The 17,312-nt window shown below is 45.9% G+C and carries 19 protein-coding genes; all 19 read right to left on the bottom strand.

Features of this window, described 5'->3' with window-relative positions; all coding sequences use genetic code 11:
* Positions 1–824: 824 nt before the first annotated feature.
* Positions 825–1,232, bottom strand: a complete 408-nt coding sequence (locus tag DYI25_RS14205; protein WP_213369995.1) for a F0F1 ATP synthase subunit epsilon — start codon at positions 1,230–1,232, stop codon at positions 825–827.
* A 22-nt stretch (positions 1,233–1,254) separates the two neighbouring features.
* Positions 1,255–2,667 carry a F0F1 ATP synthase subunit beta gene (atpD, locus tag DYI25_RS14200; RefSeq protein WP_213369993.1) on the bottom strand — a complete coding sequence of 471 codons (1,413 nt, stop codon included), beginning with the start codon at positions 2,665–2,667 and terminating at the stop codon, positions 1,255–1,257.
* Positions 2,668–2,754: 87 nt separating this feature from the next.
* Positions 2,755–3,615, bottom strand: coding sequence for a F0F1 ATP synthase subunit gamma (locus tag DYI25_RS14195; RefSeq protein WP_213369991.1), 861 nt, complete (start codon positions 3,613–3,615; stop codon positions 2,755–2,757).
* Positions 3,616–3,818: 203 nt separating this feature from the next.
* Positions 3,819–5,327, bottom strand: a complete 1,509-nt coding sequence (atpA, locus tag DYI25_RS14190) for a F0F1 ATP synthase subunit alpha (protein ID WP_213369988.1) — start codon at positions 5,325–5,327, stop codon at positions 3,819–3,821.
* Between the two features lie 24 nt (positions 5,328–5,351).
* Positions 5,352–5,888: a F0F1 ATP synthase subunit delta gene (locus DYI25_RS14185; protein ID WP_213369986.1), complete on the bottom strand. Its 537-nt coding sequence runs from the start codon at positions 5,886–5,888 to the stop codon at positions 5,352–5,354.
* The gene (locus tag DYI25_RS14180) at positions 5,885–6,403 is read right to left on the bottom strand and encodes a F0F1 ATP synthase subunit B (protein ID WP_213369984.1); all 519 of its coding nucleotides are present in this window, start codon (positions 6,401–6,403) and stop codon (positions 5,885–5,887) included. The genes DYI25_RS14185 and DYI25_RS14180 overlap by 4 nt, the downstream gene beginning before the upstream one ends.
* The gene (locus DYI25_RS14175) at positions 6,397–6,627 is read right to left on the bottom strand and encodes a hypothetical protein (protein ID WP_213369982.1); all 231 of its coding nucleotides are present in this window, start codon (positions 6,625–6,627) and stop codon (positions 6,397–6,399) included. The genes DYI25_RS14180 and DYI25_RS14175 overlap by 7 nt, the downstream gene beginning before the upstream one ends.
* 19 nt (positions 6,628–6,646) lie before the next feature.
* Entirely contained in the window at positions 6,647–6,859 is a 213-nt protein-coding gene (atpE, locus tag DYI25_RS14170; RefSeq protein ID WP_023613579.1) for a F0F1 ATP synthase subunit C, read from the bottom strand.
* A 69-nt stretch (positions 6,860–6,928) separates the two neighbouring features.
* Entirely contained in the window at positions 6,929–7,639 is a 711-nt protein-coding gene (gene atpB, locus DYI25_RS14165) for a F0F1 ATP synthase subunit A (RefSeq protein WP_213369980.1), read from the bottom strand.
* A gap of 24 nt (positions 7,640–7,663) precedes the next feature.
* Positions 7,664–8,035: an ATP synthase subunit I gene (locus DYI25_RS14160; protein WP_213369978.1), complete on the bottom strand. Its 372-nt coding sequence runs from the start codon at positions 8,033–8,035 to the stop codon at positions 7,664–7,666.
* Positions 8,036–8,041: 6 nt separating this feature from the next.
* The gene (locus DYI25_RS14155; protein ID WP_102264588.1) at positions 8,042–8,263 is read right to left on the bottom strand and encodes an AtpZ/AtpI family protein; all 222 of its coding nucleotides are present in this window, start codon (positions 8,261–8,263) and stop codon (positions 8,042–8,044) included.
* A 359-nt stretch (positions 8,264–8,622) separates the two neighbouring features.
* Positions 8,623–10,899, bottom strand: coding sequence for a S8 family serine peptidase (locus tag DYI25_RS14150; RefSeq protein WP_213369975.1), 2,277 nt, complete (start codon positions 10,897–10,899; stop codon positions 8,623–8,625).
* Between the two features lie 232 nt (positions 10,900–11,131).
* Positions 11,132–11,761: a uracil phosphoribosyltransferase gene (upp, locus tag DYI25_RS14145; RefSeq protein WP_041964614.1), complete on the bottom strand. Its 630-nt coding sequence runs from the start codon at positions 11,759–11,761 to the stop codon at positions 11,132–11,134.
* A gap of 178 nt (positions 11,762–11,939) precedes the next feature.
* Entirely contained in the window at positions 11,940–13,181 is a 1,242-nt protein-coding gene (gene glyA, locus DYI25_RS14140) for a serine hydroxymethyltransferase (RefSeq protein WP_213369973.1), read from the bottom strand.
* Between the two features lie 145 nt (positions 13,182–13,326).
* A complete protein-coding gene (locus DYI25_RS14135) occupies positions 13,327–13,908 on the bottom strand; it encodes a TIGR01440 family protein (protein WP_213371205.1) in 582 nt (193 codons plus the stop codon).
* 40 nt (positions 13,909–13,948) lie between these two features.
* Positions 13,949–14,389, bottom strand: coding sequence for a ribose 5-phosphate isomerase B (gene rpiB, locus DYI25_RS14130; protein WP_213369971.1), 441 nt, complete (start codon positions 14,387–14,389; stop codon positions 13,949–13,951).
* A gap of 350 nt (positions 14,390–14,739) precedes the next feature.
* Entirely contained in the window at positions 14,740–16,035 is a 1,296-nt protein-coding gene (locus DYI25_RS14125) for a methyl-accepting chemotaxis protein (protein ID WP_425374515.1), read from the bottom strand.
* A 42-nt stretch (positions 16,036–16,077) separates the two neighbouring features.
* The gene (locus DYI25_RS14120) at positions 16,078–16,515 is read right to left on the bottom strand and encodes a low molecular weight protein arginine phosphatase (protein ID WP_213369969.1); all 438 of its coding nucleotides are present in this window, start codon (positions 16,513–16,515) and stop codon (positions 16,078–16,080) included.
* A 109-nt stretch (positions 16,516–16,624) separates the two neighbouring features.
* On the bottom strand, positions 16,625–17,179 hold the full coding sequence (locus DYI25_RS14115) for a manganese efflux pump MntP family protein (protein WP_213369967.1): 555 nt from the start codon (positions 17,177–17,179) through the stop codon (positions 16,625–16,627).
* Positions 17,180–17,312 lie beyond the last annotated feature (133 nt).

The following is a 17,312-nucleotide window of genomic DNA, read 5'->3' as shown; positions in this document are numbered from 1 at the left end:
GACTGGCGGAAAGGAGGTCCCCTTTCATACTTAGTTGCTTTGAAGTCAATATATTCTTACTCTTTTGCTCAGGCTTTCTCATTCTTTTTCGAGCGCCTGCCTATCGTGAGGGTGCAGCCTCCGGAACATGCGCTTTTAACGGTAAAACGCAGCGGACAATCGGTTACATTCTATATTAAATACAATTTGGATTAAGTTGTCAGTGACGTTTGTCAACATTTCTTGCAATCTGTTTTGAAAGAGTGATTTTGTATTGTTTTTTAGCCTTCATCTTCGTGTTTTTGCCTGGGTAGTTGGGATCGAGTGGGAACTTTTTCTGAAAAGTGGGGAAAGTATGCGAAAATCTTGTAAAGAGTAGTGATCGAAAGCTGAATTCTTCTGTTTTGACTTAAGAAATGTAGGATTGGATGAAGAATCCTTCTGATTTCGCTTAAAAAGTGTAGGATTGGATGAGGAATTCTTTTGCTTTTACCCAAAAGTGTTGATTGGATGAGAAGTTCTTCTGAAAAGCGGAGAGTGAATTGGTGGGTATTTCGTTTTATTGGCGGTTTTCACAATTTTATTGGCGATAATCTCGATTTATTGGCGAAAAACTAATTTTATTGGCGAAATTTCAATTATATTGGCGAAGTTCACAACTTTATTGGCGAAGTGGCATCTGCTCCCATATATGCAAATTAATTGGATAGTAGGATTGCCATTCTCTATTCAAAAAACTATTGGCCATCAGTTTCACCATTCTTCGCAATAATCCATTGGATAGCTAATTCGTTACTCCTCATAATAAAAACACCCTCCGGCGTCCCGGAGGGTGTTGGTCATCATTAAATTCTGCGTTCTGCAACTGAAATACGGTTGATCGCACGCTGCAGGGCAAGTTCAGCACGCTTGAAGTCAATGTTCTCCTGCTGTCTTTCACGCAGGCGCTGCTCAGCGCGTTCTTTTGCTTTTAGTGCACGTTCAAGATCGATTTCAGATGATTGTTCAGCAGATTGAGCAAGGATGGTTACCTGCTCAGGACGGACCTCGAGGAAGCCGCCGCTGACTGCAATGAACTCGTTATTGCTGCCATTTTTCAAACGGACAGCGCCAATTTGTAGCGGTGCAACCATAGGAATGTGGCCTGGCAAGATTCCAAGCTCGCCTGTGCTCGCTTTTGTGCTTACCATTTCAACATCTGATTCATACACCGGCCCATCGGGAGTAACAACACTGACTTTAATCGTCTTCATTTTTTACCCTCCTGGTCCGTTATTAGACCTCTACACCCATACGTTTTGCATTCTCGATAACTTCTTCGATTCGGCCAACTAGGCGGAATGCATCTTCTGGAAGGTGGTCATATTTGCCGTCAAGGATTTCTGTGAACCCTTTAACTGTTTCTTTAACTGGCACGTAAGAACCTGGCTGTCCTGTGAACTGCTCGGCTACGTGGAAGTTTTGTGATAGGTAGAACTGGACGCGGCGAGCGCGGTGTACGATTAGCTTATCTTCGTCAGAAAGCTCATCCATACCAAGGATCGCGATGATGTCCTGAAGTTCTCTGTAACGCTGCAATGTTTGCTGTACACGACGAGCTACTGAATAGTGATCTTCTCCAACGATTTCCGGTGTCAAAGCACGTGAAGTTGAAGCAAGTGGATCCACCGCAGGGTAGATACCCATCTCAGAAAGCTTACGCTCAAGGTTAGTTGTTGCATCCAAGTGAGCGAATGTTGTAGCCGGAGCCGGGTCAGTGTAGTCATCGGCTGGTACATAAATCGCCTGGATGGAAGTTACAGAACCTACGTTAGTAGATGTGATACGTTCCTGCAATTTACCCATTTCAGTTGCAAGAGTCGGCTGGTAACCTACCGCAGATGGCATACGGCCAAGTAGCGCGGAAACCTCAGAACCTGCTTGCGTGAAACGGAAGATGTTATCCATGAAGAAAAGAACGTCCTGTCCTTGCTCATCACGGAAATATTCAGCCATTGTCAAACCAGTCAGGGCAACACGCATACGTGCTCCTGGCGGCTCGTTCATCTGTCCGAATACCATCGCTGTTTGCTTGATAACGCCAGAGTCAGTCATTTCGTGGTAAAGGTCGTTACCTTCACGAGTACGCTCACCAACACCTGCGAATACGGAGATACCGCTGTGCTCTTGAGCGATGTTGTTGATCAATTCCTGGATCAATACGGTTTTACCTACACCGGCACCACCGAATAATCCGATCTTACCACCCTTGATATATGGAGCAAGAAGGTCAACTACCTTGATACCTGTCTCAAGGATTTCAACCTCAGTTGAAAGCTGTTCGAATGTTGGAGCTTCCCTGTGGATTGAATCGCGGCGTGAATCAGCAGCGATTGGAGCGTCAAGGTCGATTGACTCACCCAATACGTTGAATACACGTCCTAGTGTTACGTCCCCAACCGGAACGGAGATTGGAGCACCTGTATCTAATACTTCCACGCCACGCTTAAGGCCGTCTGTGGAAGACATCGCGATTGTACGAACTGTGTCATCGCCTAAGTGAAGGGCTACTTCAAGAGTTAGTTCGATGTTCACATCCGCATCGCTGGTTACAATTTTCAAAGCGTTATAGATCTCTGGAAGATTGCCGCTTTCAAACTTAACGTCAACAACCGGACCCATAACCTGGAGAACGCGTCCTTTGTTCATCTTGTTCCCTCCTATCGTACTAGTTGAAATATATACATCATGATGGGATGCGGCTTAATGCCACATCCCCGATTGTCATTGGAAAATCTATTCGAGCGCTGCAGCTCCACCGACGATTTCGGTGATTTCCTGGGTAATAGCAGCCTGACGCGCGCGGTTGTAGCTCAAGCTGAGGGAATTGATCAGCTCTTTCGCATTGTCCGTAGCGTTTCTCATGGCTGTCATACGAGCAGCGTGTTCACTTGCTTTACTATCAAGCAGTGCTCCGTAAATCAAGCTTTCTGCGTATTGCGGCAAGAGAACTTCCAGGATCTCCTCAGCGTTCGGCTCGAATTCGTAAGAGGTAAGCTTTGTTGAAGCTCCGCCAATATCCGTTAACGGAAGCAGCTTCTTCTCGGTTACTTCTTGAGCAATCGCGCTGACGTAATGACTGTAGTAAATATATAATTCATCAAATGATCCATCTGAGAACATGCCAACAGTGTTGCTGGCGATATCCTGGATTTCTGCGAAGGACGGCTGGTCTGCAATGCCGACGATGTCTAGGACAACGTTCATGCCACGACTTTTGAAAAAGTCACGGCCGACACGCCCGATCGCGATGATCGCAAACTCATCATTTGATTTATGGCGTTGCTGGATTGTCTGATACAGCTGGCGAAGGACGTTACTGTTATAAGCCCCCGCTAGTCCGCGGTCAGATGTAATCACTAGATAACCCGTCTTCTTGACTGGACGGCTGTTCAGCATTGGGTGGTTGGAATCCTTGCTGCCCATTGCGATGGAGGCAGTCACTTCCTGGATTTTTTCCATGTAAGGAACGAATGCTTTCGCGTTCATTACTCCACGGTTCCATTTAGCTGCGGATACCATTTCCATTGCCTTCGTAATCTGGCTCGTCTTTTTAGTCGAAGTAATACGGTTTTTTATATCGCGTAAAGATGCCATTTCGGTTCTCACCACCCTTTTACATAGATTGTTAGTCCAAGGTCAGGCAGGACCAGCCATGAAGCTGGTTCTGCCTCACATGTCCAGCTTCAGCGCCTAGCCCCTCGAGTCGCTTCGGTCCATCCGTTAAAGTCAAAGAACGACTTTATCGGCTGGCCCTCCAGCGCTTATCGGGGCTGATCGAGGCACTTACGCTTTTCAAATTACTCAGATACTGCAAACGTCTTTTTGAAAGCGTTGATTGCAGCAGCCATATCGTCGTCTGAAGGAAGTTCCTTCGTTGAACGGATATGATCTAACACCTCTGTATGGTTGTGGTCTAACCATGAAAGGAATTCACCTTCGAAGCGGCGGATATCCTGCAATGGAATATCGTCAAGGAATCCGCGAGTCAGTGCATATAGGATTGCTACTTGCTTTTCAACAGCAAGCGGCTTGTTAAGATCTTGTTTAAGAACCTCTACCGTACGGGCACCGCGGTTAAGTTTTGCCTGAGTTGCTTTGTCAAGGTCAGAACCGAACTGAGCGAATGCTTCCAATTCACGGTATGAAGCAAGGTCAAGACGTAGTGTACCAGATACCTTCTTCATCGCTTTGATTTGAGCTGATCCACCAACACGGGATACAGAAAGACCTGCGTTGATCGCTGGACGTACGCCAGAGAAGAATAGGTCGGACTGCAAGAAGATCTGTCCGTCTGTGATTGAGATAACGTTCGTCGGAATGTAAGCAGATACGTCGCCTGCCTGCGTTTCAATGAACGGAAGTGCTGTGATTGAACCTGAGCCTTTAGCGTCGCTCAACTTAGCAGCACGCTCTAGCAAGCGTGAGTGCAAGTAGAATACATCCCCTGGGTAAGCTTCACGGCCTGGAGGACGGCGAAGCAGCAAGGAAAGTTCACGGTATGCTGCCGCTTGTTTTGAAAGATCATCATATACTACAAGCACGTGCTTGCCATTGTACATGAATTCTTCACCCATTGTTACACCAGCGTAAGGAGCAAGGTATAGCAATGGAGCTGGCTGGGAAGCAGATGCTGTAACAACGATAGAGTAATCTAACGCGCCGTGCTTACGGAGAGTTTCAACCGCGTTACGTACAGTTGACTCCTTCTGTCCGATTGCAACGTAGATACAGATCATGTCCTGGCCTTTTTGGTTAAGGATTGTATCGATCGCTACAGATGTTTTACCAGTCTGGCGGTCACCGATGATCAATTCACGCTGTCCGCGGCCGATTGGCACAAGAGCGTCGATCGCCTTGATACCAGTCTGCAATGGCTCATGAACAGATTTACGGTCCATAACTCCCGGTGCAGCGTACTCGATTGGACGAGTCTTAGTTGTGTTGATTGGACCCATGCCATCAACTGGCTGTCCAAGAGGGTTTACTACGCGGCCGATAAGCTGTTCCCCAACAGGAACCTCCATGATGCGGCCCGTACGGCGTACCTCGTCGCCTTCGCGGATGTCCGTGAAAGGTCCAAGGATGATAATACCGACGTTATTTTCTTCCAGGTTCTGTGCCATACCCATAACGCCGTTTGAAAATTCAACAAGTTCTCCAGCCATGACATTGTCGAGGCCATGAGCACGGGCGATACCGTCACCAACACTGATAACTGTACCCACATCACTCACTTGAATTTCCGACTGATAATTTTCGATTTGCGATTTTATCAGCGCACTGATTTCTTCAGCTTTGATGCTCATGAGTTTCACCCCTATCTACGAATCTTAGCCTAGCAATTTACGTTCTAAACGATCGAGCTTGCCACGCAAGCTGCCGTCAAAAATGCGGTTTCCAATGCGAAGCTTTACGCCTCCAAGCAAATTGGAATCTACAATGTTTTCAATTTGAAGTGACTGTTTGCCAACCTGCGGCGCGAACGAAGCTGAAAGAGCTTCAGCCTGCTCAGCCGTGAGCGGCTGGACACTATAAACTTTTGCTTCAGCCACGCCTTTTGCATTATTTGCAAGGGCAATGAACTGGTCAGCAACGTCTGCGATCTGGTCTTCGCGGTGGCGGTCAACCAAAATCATCAGAGTATTAAGGACATATGTGCTTACAGATCCGAAAGCTTGCTTTAAAACCTCTTTCTTCTTCTCGTTAGGAAGCTTAGGAGACTTCAAAAAAGCAGTCAATTCCGGATTGTTCACAACAACTTCTTTTACTGTGCGAAGCTCTTCCTCAACCTGCGGGAGAGCCTGCTTTTCAGAAGCGAGTTGAAAAAGTGCCAGGGCATAGCGTTTTGCTACTGTCGAGTTGCTCATCGGGCATTACCCGCCTCTTGAATGTATTCATTGATGAGCTTTTCCTGGTCAGCTGCAGAGATTTCCTTCTCGATTACTTTAGAAGCAATCAAGACAGATAATGAAGCAACTTGTTCGCGGATTGCCGCAACAGCCTGCTCCTTCTGCTGTTCGATTTCAAGCTTCGCAGATTCTTTGATTCTGTCAGATTCAGTGCGTGCCAGTGCAATGATTTCATCACGCTGTACATCGCCCTGTTTCTTTGCATTTTCAATTAGGCCCTGTGCTTCTGTGCGTGCCTGCTTAAGCATTTCACGCTGTTCTTCTAAAAGATTCTGTGCTTCAGCACGGCTTTTTTCAGCCGCTCCGATTTCGCCAGCAATATGCTCTTCACGTTCCTTCATGATGCCCATCAATGGACCCCAAGCGAACTTCTTAAGCAATGCTAACAAAACAAGGAACATAATGAGCTGGAATAAGATATCTCCTGTATTCAGGCCAGATCCCACTCCCAATACAAAATTCATTGTTAACACCCTCGATTCACTCCCTTCAAGAGTTGTACCATGATTAAAAAGGTCCAACATGCGTCATCTGGATAGACAACGCTAAAGGCTGCCTGTTCCAGGAACTGAGGCTTGCCCCATTTTATTTCAAACGATTGCTTACATTCAAATTCAAGTATGCTTCCGCCGGATTGAACCGGCACAAAGCCTACATAATAGAATGGCGAAGGTTCGCGCGGAATGATCTTCGCCATCTTAAATTCTTATAATTGATTAACCACCGATAACCATGAACGCGATAACTACTGCGATGATTGGAATCGCTTCAACCAATGCAACCCCGATGAACATTGTAGTTTGAAGCATACCGCGAGCTTCTGGCTGACGAGCGATACCTTCTACTGTACGTGATACGATCAAACCGTTACCAATACCTGCACCAAGTGCTGCTAAACCGATTGCGATTGCTGCTGCTAAAAGACCCATTATAAAGTTCCTCCTTTAATGTATGAAAAAATGTTTTTAAGTTTTGTCCATTAAATGAACAGGTTTATATTAATGGTCATGGCTCACTTTATGGGAGAGATAAACCATCGTTAACATAGTGAAGATAAATGCCTGGATTGCTCCGACGAAAACGGAGAAACCTTGCCATACTAGCATTGGAACGGCTGCGGCTAAGTGCCCGCCTACCCCGGTTGCGAGTCCGGCTGCAAGCAGACCCAACAGGATCTCACCTGCGTAAATGTTACCGTAAAGACGAAGACCAAGAGTGAGCGTATTCGCGAACTCTTCAATGATCTTGATCGGGAACATGAACCAAAATGGCTTAAAGAATTCCTTGCCGTATTCGGCAGTCCCTTTAAGCTTGACGCCATAGTAATGGGAAAGCCCTACCACCATGACTGCAAGAGTCATTGTGATGACTGGGTCAGCTGTCGGTGATTTCCACCATAATTCATTGTCGATAACGACAGAGAACGGCAGTCCCAGCATATTGGCAACAAACACATACATCAGCAATGTGATGCCAAGTACGTGAAATCTTCCCCCATCCTTCCAGTCCATCGTGCTGTTGATGATTCCTTTGACGAAATCCATAACCCATTCCATGAAATTCTGCATTCCTGTCGGTTTCATCGCAAGCTTACGAGTGGAAAGAACTGCAATGATGAATACAAGAGCAGTCGCAATTGTGATCATCAGCATGTTTGCTAAGTTAAAAGTAAGCCCAAATAAATCTAATAATGGAGCTTCATGATGCATCAGTTAATTCACCTCTCTTCCCCGCTATTTACGTAAATGAAAAGACTGGACAAAAAAATCTATCATAATGACAATATAAGCTGTCATTAATCCCAAAATCGTAAATACAAGGTCAATGCGATCAGGATATTCCATCGCAACGATTACAGCAAGCGCTCCAGTAGCAAGCCTCGACAACGAGCCGAGCGAGCGCACCTTCTTCCCCTGCACCACCGAATCCCCGAAGTTGTTCATTTTCCTCGCAAGCAGCCATAAATTAAAAAGGCTCAGGCTTGTACCAAAGATCAACCCGGCAAAAACCGATTGATAGCTTGTAAAGCCGTACCCGAGTACGTATAAAGACAACAAGGTGAATATGTATTTGCGCTGGCGAATAAACAAGTCCTGAATTTCCATAGATGGCTAGTCTCCCGAAAAGAAGTGTTGGATGAGGCGGAGCATGGCATAAACACCTGCCGCCAATCCGATCAGCAATCCGAATATCAAGAAAAGTGGCTCTGTACCAAGACTTTGGTCCAGCCATCTTCCGGAAAATATGCCAATTAAAATGGAGCCTACCAATTGAGATAGTATAGCGGACATGAGTGCCATCGCTTGAAAAGGGTGGCGGTTGTTTCGGCGCATAAAAAACGCATCCTCACTTTTGAGAATGGGAGCTTCAGGGGGTGAAAAATCATTTTCCGAAAAAACAATATTTTCACTAAAAAAGCTTGCATATCAACGTTGAAAACCTTATCATTTTATGCCCTTTGTAAGCATACAATAGGCTATTGTCAATGTCAATCCATAGCGGTGAAAAAATTCACAAAGTTTTCACTTAAAATATATACCATAATCCCTATTTTAGAATTATATTATAAAAGCTTATTTTTGCCTGTATTTTCTCCTTTTAATTTATTCCAATTTTACCCCGAATTACCTTTTTGAGCTTATGCCCGAGAAGCCGAATAGTTTAATAAGAATAAAAAAGGGCCGGATAGGAATCACCTTCCTCCGCCCCTTGTATTTTTACCTATAAAAATCATTGCGTCTATCGTGCTTTCTCGACCTTTCTTCTTTGCAAATACCTTTGCCAGGTACATTCCTTCCTCCGGCAATTTTTCCAGTGGTATTTCTTTCCGCACCATTCCCTTTTTCATCTTCCTTCCCCAGTCAAGGAAACCGACGAAGCGGTATTGATCCGGATCAAACAGAGCGATGCCAAATTCTTCTGCCCCTCCCGGCAAATAGACTTCATAGCGATACGCTTCCCCATTATCTGCCGGAGCAAAGTCGAAGCCCATCACCCGCGGGTAATCCGGTTCTTCTAAAACGTATAGGTATGGAATCCTTATCTTATTTTTCCCGTCCTCTATAACAAGGCTGCCATCATGGATTTTATCTTTTAATAATGCCGGGGTTGCTATCATCGCAAGCTCCACGTCTTTCGCTTCATTCGGTTTCAGCGAGAAACTCATCGGAAGCTCCCACTCTATTCCCTTTTCTTTTTGGGGTATGAGAAATGAATAATTTTTAGTGGCTGATCCTGTGTTTTTGACAGTCAGTCTTGCACTGTGACGGTGCATGTTTTCGGCAAGCTGGAATTTACCGAATTGCAGCGAGCCCGGAACAATCAGACTTTCCGAATTGATGGCCGCCTCCAGCTGGATCCTCCCCGCTCCCTGCTCGAATGTCCGGTACCTTTTGCCATCACGGTCGGTTATATCCTTGGCAGTGTTCATGATTGCCGCCTTGATTTCTGCCGGGCTCCAGTCTGGATGAGCCTGTTTAATCAGCGCTGCCGCTCCTGCTACATGGGGCGCGGCCATGCTCGTTCCCTGAAGAGGGAGGTAACCTCCGGGAATCGTGCTGTTGATCGCAACGCCGGGTGCAACGATATCTGGCTTGATTTCCCATGTGACCGTCACCGGACCGCGGGAGCTGAAGTCAGCAAGAATATCTCTTTCTTCTATTAAATTGATACGGATCAGCATTGAGTTTTTAACGAGCTGTTTTTTTAGCGCCAAGCCATCTTCTTTGCTAATCGCGGCCACTGGAATCGGCACGTTCTCTTCCAGGTTTCCAAAGAATGTCCCCTTCGTATTGTTATAGATGATCACTCCGATAGCGCCCGCTTCAAGTGCATTCTTAGCTTTTTCGGTAAAAGTAAGCTTACCCCGTTCGACTAAAACAAGCTTATCCCTTACGTCTTTCATCTCCTCTTTCGTGCCCAGTCCTGCAAATACAAGATTTTCACTTTGAGTAATGTTCCAATTATCCGAACCCTGTAAAAGTTCCAGCCTTATTTCTTCAGAAAGTCCTGGGACGTTGAGATACGGCACCTGCATCGGAGGAGTCGACGCGCCAACCGAGATGGCTTTGGAAGCTGTGCCTGGTGACCCTACAGTCCAACGATTGGGACCCGAATTACCAGAGGAAGTTACCGCGACGATTCCTTCATCCACCGCTTTATTGAGCGCGAGGCTGATGGGCAGGTCCGGACCATTGACATCATTTCCAAGCGAGAGATTCAAGATGTCCACCTTATCTTTTATAGCTTCATCAATAGCAGCTATGACCTGCTCTGTCGTTCCGCTTCCTCCTGGCCCAAGCGCACGGTAGGCAACGATTTTGGCATCGGGAGCCATCCCTCTCATTCTTCCGTTCGCCGCAATGACGCCTGCCACATGCGTTCCGTGCAGGGTGCTTCTAAAGCCGACACCCTTCGTTTCCATCGGATCATCATCTCCATCAACCAGATCATGACCACCGGCAAAACTCCTCCGCAAGTCAGGATGCTCATAATCTATCCCCGTATCGATTACCCCGATTGTCACGCCCTTACCTGTCAGGCGGTTGCCTTTTTTATCAAGGATACCGTGTACAGCCTCCGTTCCAATCAATTCAAAATTATCGATAAAACTAGTGCTCGATTTATAGCGATTTGGTAGATGTGCCGGACTCTCCACCTTGTACGTGTTTACTTCGGATAAAAGTTGGATGTCATTAGACTTTTCAAGCTGTTGAAGCTCGGAGATAGGTCCTTTAACAGAATATCCACTGATTGCATGCGTGAAGATGCGACGGAATTTTGTGTTTTTAAGGTTTTTCAGCTTATGATGGATTTCTTGTTCATTCACCTGTTGCTTTGTTAAGACGATAGCGATTTTTTCGGTGTGGGGATCCTCTTGAGGAATCGGCGGGAGCTGCATTTTTTGCGGTTCGAATGCAGTGAGGATTGCTATTGATAGGACAATTAAGAAAAAATTACGCTTTTTCATTACAAATAGCCCCTCCTTTTTAACATAGCGTGTCATTTTAAGGAGTTTAGTATTCAGATTACCCGTCAGGAAAATTTATTCCGAGAAGACGCTGGGCAATTCCGCGAAAAGAGTGATGAATCTCGCGAAAAGCTCCATAATTCCGCTAAACCATGCTTTATTTCCGCGAACTAGACTAATTCTAAATCCAAACGAAAAAAGCACCCCATTTTATAGAGGTGCCTCAGTAATCTTATTTAGTCCCAAATAAACGATCTCCTGCGTCTCCTAGTCCAGGTACGATGTAGCCATGGTCATTAAGCTTTTCATCAAGTGCAGCGATATAAATATCCACATCAGGATGCGCTTCTTTTACCGTTTCTACTCCCTCTGGAGCTGCAATCAAACACATGAACTTGATATGCTTCGCGCCGCGCTTTTTAAGAGAGTTGATCGCTTCGACTGCAGAACCGCCTGTCGCAAGCATTGGGTCAACGACGATAAAATCGCGCTCTTCGACATCACTTGGTAGTTTTACATAGTATTCAACCGGCAATAATGTTTCCGGATCGCGGTAAAGTCCGATATGTCCTACCTTTGCAGCAGGGATCAATTTCAGGATGCCGTCAACCATTCCGATACCTGCACGGAGGATTGGGATGATGCCAAGCTTCTTGCCTGATAGTACTTTCGATTTTGTCTTTTCGACTGGTGTTTCAATTTCAATTTCCTCAAGCGGCATGTCACGCGTGATTTCGAACGCCATCAGCGTTGCAACTTCATCTACAAGCTCGCGGAACTCCTTCGTGCCTGTGCTTTTTTCGCGGATATAAGTAAGTTTATGCTGAATCAATGGATGGTCAAATACGTATACTTTTGCCATGTGTATCGCTCCTTTTAAAGGTAAATGAGTTGTGAACACCTGTCTGTTATATGTAAGATCTGTTGAATCACACTTCGTTTAATTTTACAGAAAAACCTCTTTACAAGCAACCGCTTCAGCTAAATGATTTTCCCCTGAAAAAGCGGTCCTCATTCATTGAGGACCGCTGGGTAAAATCTTATCTCTCAGGATATAGTTCGAACTTGCTTGTTAAGTCCTCGACACGCTTCTTAGCTTCTTCTAGCTTAGCTTCGTCTTGGTGATTTTTTAATGTAAAGGCAATCAACGAAGCGATTTCGTCCATTTCTTCGTGACCGAAGCCGCGGCTTGTTACTGCAGCTGTGCCGATACGGATGCCGCTTGTTACAAATGGGCTTTCTGGATCGAATGGAATCGTGTTTTTATTGACGGTAATGCCGATATCATCTAGCACTTTTTCTCCCACTTTCCCGGTCAAGCCAAGAGAACGCAGGTCAATCAATAGCAAATGATTGTCTGTGCCGCCGGATACCAGGTCGATGCCTTCGTTCTTCAAACCTTCTGCAAGGCGGTTGGCATTCGATATGATATTCTGGGCGTATTCTTTGAAAGAATCCTGGAGTGCTTCGCCGAATGCTACTGCTTTAGCAGCGATTACGTGCATAAGCGGGCCGCCCTGGATTCCAGGGAAAATTGATTTATCGATTTTCTTCGCGAATTCTTCTTTGCAGAGGATCATTCCGCCGCGCGGGCCGCGAAGTGTTTTATGAGTAGTCGTTGTAACAAAGTCAGCGTACGGCACCGGATTCTGGTGAAGGCCAGCCGCGACCAGTCCAGCGATATGGGCCATATCGACCATCAAATATGCGCCGACTTCATCAGCGATTTCACGGAAACGCTTGAAGTCGATTGCCCGTGGGTAAGCACTTGCACCGGCAACGATCAGCTTTGGCTTGTGCTCGCGAGCTTTTTCCAGGACGACATCATAGTTGATTACATGAGTATCTTCATCAACGCCATACTCAACGAAGTTATACTGGATGCCGCTGAAGTTAACCGGACTTCCGTGCGTCAAGTGGCCCCCGTGGGAAAGATTCATTCCAAGCACAGTATCCCCTTGCTCAAGAATCGTGAAGTAGACGGCCATATTGGCCTGCGCGCCTGAGTGCGGCTGGACATTGACATGCTCTGCGCCAAAAATTTCCTTCGCGCGGTCGCGGGCAATGTTTTCGGCAACATCGACGTATTCGCATCCGCCATAATAACGACGGCCTGGATAGCCTTCTGCATACTTATTCGTAAGTACGGACCCCTGCGCTTCCATTACGGCTTCGCTGACAAAGTTCTCTGATGCAATCAATTCGATTTTCGTGCGCTGACGCTTCAATTCATCCTGCATTGCAGCGTAAACTTTGCTGTCCTGCTGTGACAAGTGCTTCACTTAAGTTCCCCCTCTTATATGTATTGCCTTGTTCATTTATTAGAAAATTCATTCTTATTTTAGCCGATATTATAATGAAAGGAAAGGATGAAGGTAAAAGTAAATCTGATATCAGGCCTGCATTTTCCTTCAATTCCTTTCCCTGTCAGCAAGACTCATTTGCCTTCGTTTGCTCGTATACTGCCCTGGCGCCGCCGATCAGTTTCGGCCTTGTTTTCGCCAGATTAACATGCGCATGTCCGATGCTTTTTTGCTGAACACGCACAGGCACAGCGACATGCTTCATTTGCATGCCAATCAGCGTGTCTCCAATATCAATGCCGGCGTCAGCCTTGATGAATTCAACGACCACAGCATCATTGAGGTTTTTGTATGCGTAAGCTGCCATTGCGCCGCCCGCGTTCCTCACAGGAATCACGGTCACTTCTTCCAGCTGCTTCTGCTCGGCCGTTTCCCGTTCGACAACAATAGCCCGGTTCAAATGCTCGCAGCACTGGAACGCAAGCTGGATACCCGTTTTACCCTGCAGTTCACGGAGCTGCCTGAAGACCATTTCCGCAACTTCATCTGTACCCGCTGTGCCAATCCGCTGTCCAATGATTTCACTCGTGCTGCAGCCAACGACCAGCACCTGGCCTTTTTTCAGCTGGACCTGCTCATTAAATTCAGTAAGGACGGAGTTCAATTCTGCTTCCCATTGTTCAATAGACAGTTGTAACGCCTCCATTACATTGGTATTTGGTACTCCTTGCAAAAAAGGCTGGATGTTATTTATTTTCATAATCCTTTATTTTACCGACGCGGTTTTCGTGGCGGCCGCCTTCGTATTCTTCTGTCAGCCATACTGCTGCGATTTCACGCGCAAGCCCCGGGCCGATTACACGTTCGCCCATAGCCAGGACATTGGTATCATTATGCTGGCGCGTCGCCTTTGCGCTGAATACGTCATGCACAAGCGCGCAGCGGATTCCTTTTACCTTGTTCGCGGCGATGCTCATTCCAATACCAGTTCCGCAAATCAGGATTCCTTTATCGAACTCTCCGTTCGCCACTTTTTCAGCAACAGGAAGCGCATAGTCCGGATAATCAACAGATGTACCGCATTCGCATCCGAAATCTTCATATTCGATCTTCATTTCATCCATCAAACTCTTAATTTCTTCGCGGATATTCACTCCGCCATGGTCTGAAGCAATTGCAACTTTCATCGTAAAATCCTCCTATGTATTCCCGCATGCGGGGCGATTAAATCTATCGTTATTTTCTCATATTCGCTCAGATTTATAAAGAAAACGGGTCAGATTGTATGAATGAGGTGATATTGCCTTAATAACAGTGAAAAGACAACCCGAAAATGGCTTATATCGAAAAGGATATCGACCACTTTCGAATTATATCAGCAGATTTTTGAATATATCGACCACTTTTTCGATTTTATCGACCAGATCCCGAATTATAACAGCGGAATTTTAATTTTATCGACCACATTCTCAAATATATCGACCAAGGAACTTTTTATAAAAAAATAAACCACAGCAAAGCCGCTGTGGTTCACAATCTATAACGAAAACTTCGTGATGGTACCTTTTAATTTATCAGCTTGATTCTTCAATTCAACCGCTAAGTTCTCGACATTCGCGATGACTTCTGCCTGCTGTTCGGCTGCTGATGCTACACTCAACGCTCCGGCTGAGGTTTCTTCTGCAATTGCGGCCATTTCCTGCGATTGGGTAGATGTGTGCTGGATTGTTTCCATTTGTGTTTCGACTAGCTCGGCGATCGTATGGATGACATCTGCCATCTCATGGATCGTTGAAGTCATTGCGTCGATAACCTGGTTTGTTCTCTCTCCCTTTTTCGCTTCACCGTTCGCGGTTTCAACCTGTGTGCTGATCTGGCCGACAACATTTCGGACTTCAGACTGGATGTTCTGGATTAGTTGTGAAATGCCCTGGACCGCGTCCGCACTCTGATCAGCAAGCTTCCTGACTTCTTCGGCGACAACAGCAAAACCTTTACCGTGCTCACCAGCCCTTGCTGCTTCAATTGATGCGTTCAAAGCAAGCAAATTCGTTTGTGCTGCGATATCGCCAACAAGCTGGATGATTTGCTCTACTTTTGTCGCGTTCTCTTCCAGTCGCTTTACGGTGCCAAGTGACTCACGATTGTCATTTGCAAGTGTCTCGATGCCAGAAATCAGTGAATGAATCGCATTCTTCGATTCCTGCAAATCTTTAACCATTTCCACAGAAATTGATTCAGATGTCCTGGCTTTTTCCTGGACATTCTCGGCAATTCGGATGACTTCATCCACAGACTCAGCAGTCGTCTGTGTAGATAATGCTGAAGAATCTGCCCCGGCCGCAATTTCTTTGATCGTTGTCGAGATAATGGAAGCCTGCTCAGATGCTGCCGCAGATTGCCCGGAAATCTGGATGACCTTTTCATTTGTTTCTTTGAAGTTCCTATCAATCTGGCTGACCATCTCACGCAGGTTTGAGAGCATATTATTGAAAGCTAGTCCCAAAGAGCGAATCTCGTCATCTGATTTCGAAACTTCCGCATCCTCACCAATTTCGCCCTGCGCCGCTTTTATTGCAGACTGCTCGAGCTTTTGCAACGGCTTGACAATCAGACCGGCAGCCATATACGCAAGCAGGCCTGACCAGAAAATCCCCATTCCTAGAACCGCCGCTGTAAAAACGACTGAATTAATCTCGATGAAATTTTGAACGTAAGGATACAGGAAATAAATGAAAAATGCGCTTGTTGAATACGTAATAATTGCCAACACAGTCGTCAGCATGACCAATTTCTTCCGTAATCCCATTTTGTAGCTGTGTTTAGACCCCACTGATAATCCCCCTGAAAAATTAATTAAAACTCCTCAAAGCTTTTATCGGATTTTATCAACGATTCTTTCGATACTTTTTTGAATTTCTTTAAAAGCTTCACGATAAATTTGTTCATTTCCGCCAAAAGGGTCTGCCACATCCAGGTTTCCCGTTTCATCAGCAAATTCTTTCAATGTAAAAATTTTATCAGCAGCGTGTGGATACTGGTTCATAATCAAGCCTTTATGGCTCTGTGTCATCGAGAGGACCAAGGTTGCCCAGTCGATATCTTCCCTTGTTAATGTCGAGGAGCGATGATCATGGCGGATATCGTTTTCCTCAAGCACAGTCTTCGCGTTGACAGAAGCCTCAGCACCATTAGGGGCATATACTCCCGCCGATTTCACCTCGACTCCTGGCAACTGCTTGCTTTTTAAAATCGCTTCTGCCATTGGGCTGCGGCATGTGTTTCCGGTACAGACAAATAAGATGTGCGCCATGTTTTCCCTCCTGTGAATAACTTTTCTCCATTATATGATAATCTTTCAGCAATTTCATTTTTCCTAGAAAGCAAAAAAACACCTGACGAGCAGGTGCATGTTAAAAGTATTATATAGGCAATAGCAATTTGAGCCCGAAAGCAAGCAAAATGCTTCCACCCAATGCTTCACTGTATGTACCAAGCCACCCCTGCACTCTTTTTCCAACCAGGAGCCCTGCCCACGTCAGATTCATTGCCACAACACCAAAACAGATCAGTACAAGCAGCGTCCTTGCGCCGTAAATTCCAAGTGTCAGTCCTACTGAAAAACTGTCAAGGCTCACGCTGAGGGCAAAAATAAATAAACCCTTGCCAACCGGGGTAATCACGCTTGTCTCATCTTCCTTGAAGCTTGCCCAAATCATCTGGACACCCAGCACGATCAGGAGCAGTCCGCCAATATATCCAGCTATTGCCCCGAACTGCTCGGACAAAAATCTCCCTGTAACCATTCCCAGCAGCGGCATCCACACATGGAACAAACCAATTGTGACGCCAATTTTAAATATATGCCTTTTCGTCAGTCTGAACATGCCCATTCCGAGACCTACGGAAAAAGCATCCATACCTAACGCGAATGCCATCAACATCAGTGTGAATAATTCGCCGGCTATTGCTGTCATTTCTTCGCCCCCTCGGACTTGCTAATTCAGCATATGCACGTCCAAAGGGGTTTAGAAGTATGGATTGTCCTAGTTTATGAAATGACGTATCGTTTGTATTTATCATGTAATTTTCGAATACTGGGACATCAAC

The sequence above is a fragment of the Mesobacillus boroniphilus genome, assembly GCF_018424685.1.
Classification (GTDB): domain Bacteria; phylum Bacillota; class Bacilli; order Bacillales; family Cytobacillaceae; genus Mesobacillus; species Mesobacillus boroniphilus_A.
The sequence above is the reverse complement of the archived record's forward strand: the minus strand, read 5'-3'. Positions and strand labels throughout refer to the sequence as shown.

Coding starts and splice junctions, on each gene's coding strand:
- DYI25_RS14205 (WP_213369995.1), bottom strand. CDS start 1,232: ATGAAGACGATTAAAGTCAGTGTTGTTACTCCCGATGGGCCGGTGTAT.
- atpD (WP_213369993.1), bottom strand. CDS start 2,667: ATGAACAAAGGACGCGTTCTCCAGGTTATGGGTCCGGTTGTTGACGTT.
- DYI25_RS14195 (WP_213369991.1), bottom strand. CDS start 3,615: ATGGCATCTTTACGCGATATAAAAAACCGTATTACTTCGACTAAAAAG.
- atpA (WP_213369988.1), bottom strand. CDS start 5,327: ATGAGCATCAAAGCTGAAGAAATCAGTGCGCTGATAAAATCGCAAATC.
- DYI25_RS14185 (WP_213369986.1), bottom strand. CDS start 5,888: ATGAGCAACTCGACAGTAGCAAAACGCTATGCCCTGGCACTTTTTCAA.
- DYI25_RS14175 (WP_213369982.1), bottom strand. CDS start 6,627: ATGGCGAAGATCATTCCGCGCGAACCTTCGCCATTCTATTATGTAGGC.
- atpE (WP_023613579.1), bottom strand. CDS start 6,859: ATGGGTCTTTTAGCAGCAGCAATCGCAATCGGTTTAGCAGCACTTGGT.
- atpB (WP_213369980.1), bottom strand. CDS start 7,639: ATGCATCATGAAGCTCCATTATTAGATTTATTTGGGCTTACTTTTAAC.
- DYI25_RS14160 (WP_213369978.1), bottom strand. CDS start 8,035: ATGGAAATTCAGGACTTGTTTATTCGCCAGCGCAAATACATATTCACC.
- DYI25_RS14155 (WP_102264588.1), bottom strand. CDS start 8,263: ATGCGCCGAAACAACCGCCACCCTTTTCAAGCGATGGCACTCATGTCC.
- DYI25_RS14150 (WP_213369975.1), bottom strand. CDS start 10,899: ATGAAAAAGCGTAATTTTTTCTTAATTGTCCTATCAATAGCAATCCTC.
- upp (WP_041964614.1), bottom strand. CDS start 11,761: ATGGCAAAAGTATACGTATTTGACCATCCATTGATTCAGCATAAACTT.
- DYI25_RS14135 (WP_213371205.1), bottom strand. CDS start 13,908: ATGGAGGCGTTACAACTGTCTATTGAACAATGGGAAGCAGAATTGAAC.
- rpiB (WP_213369971.1), bottom strand. CDS start 14,389: ATGAAAGTTGCAATTGCTTCAGACCATGGCGGAGTGAATATCCGCGAA.
- DYI25_RS14120 (WP_213369969.1), bottom strand. CDS start 16,515: ATGGCGCACATCTTATTTGTCTGTACCGGAAACACATGCCGCAGCCCA.
- DYI25_RS14115 (WP_213369967.1), bottom strand. CDS start 17,179: ATGACAGCAATAGCCGGCGAATTATTCACACTGATGTTGATGGCATTC.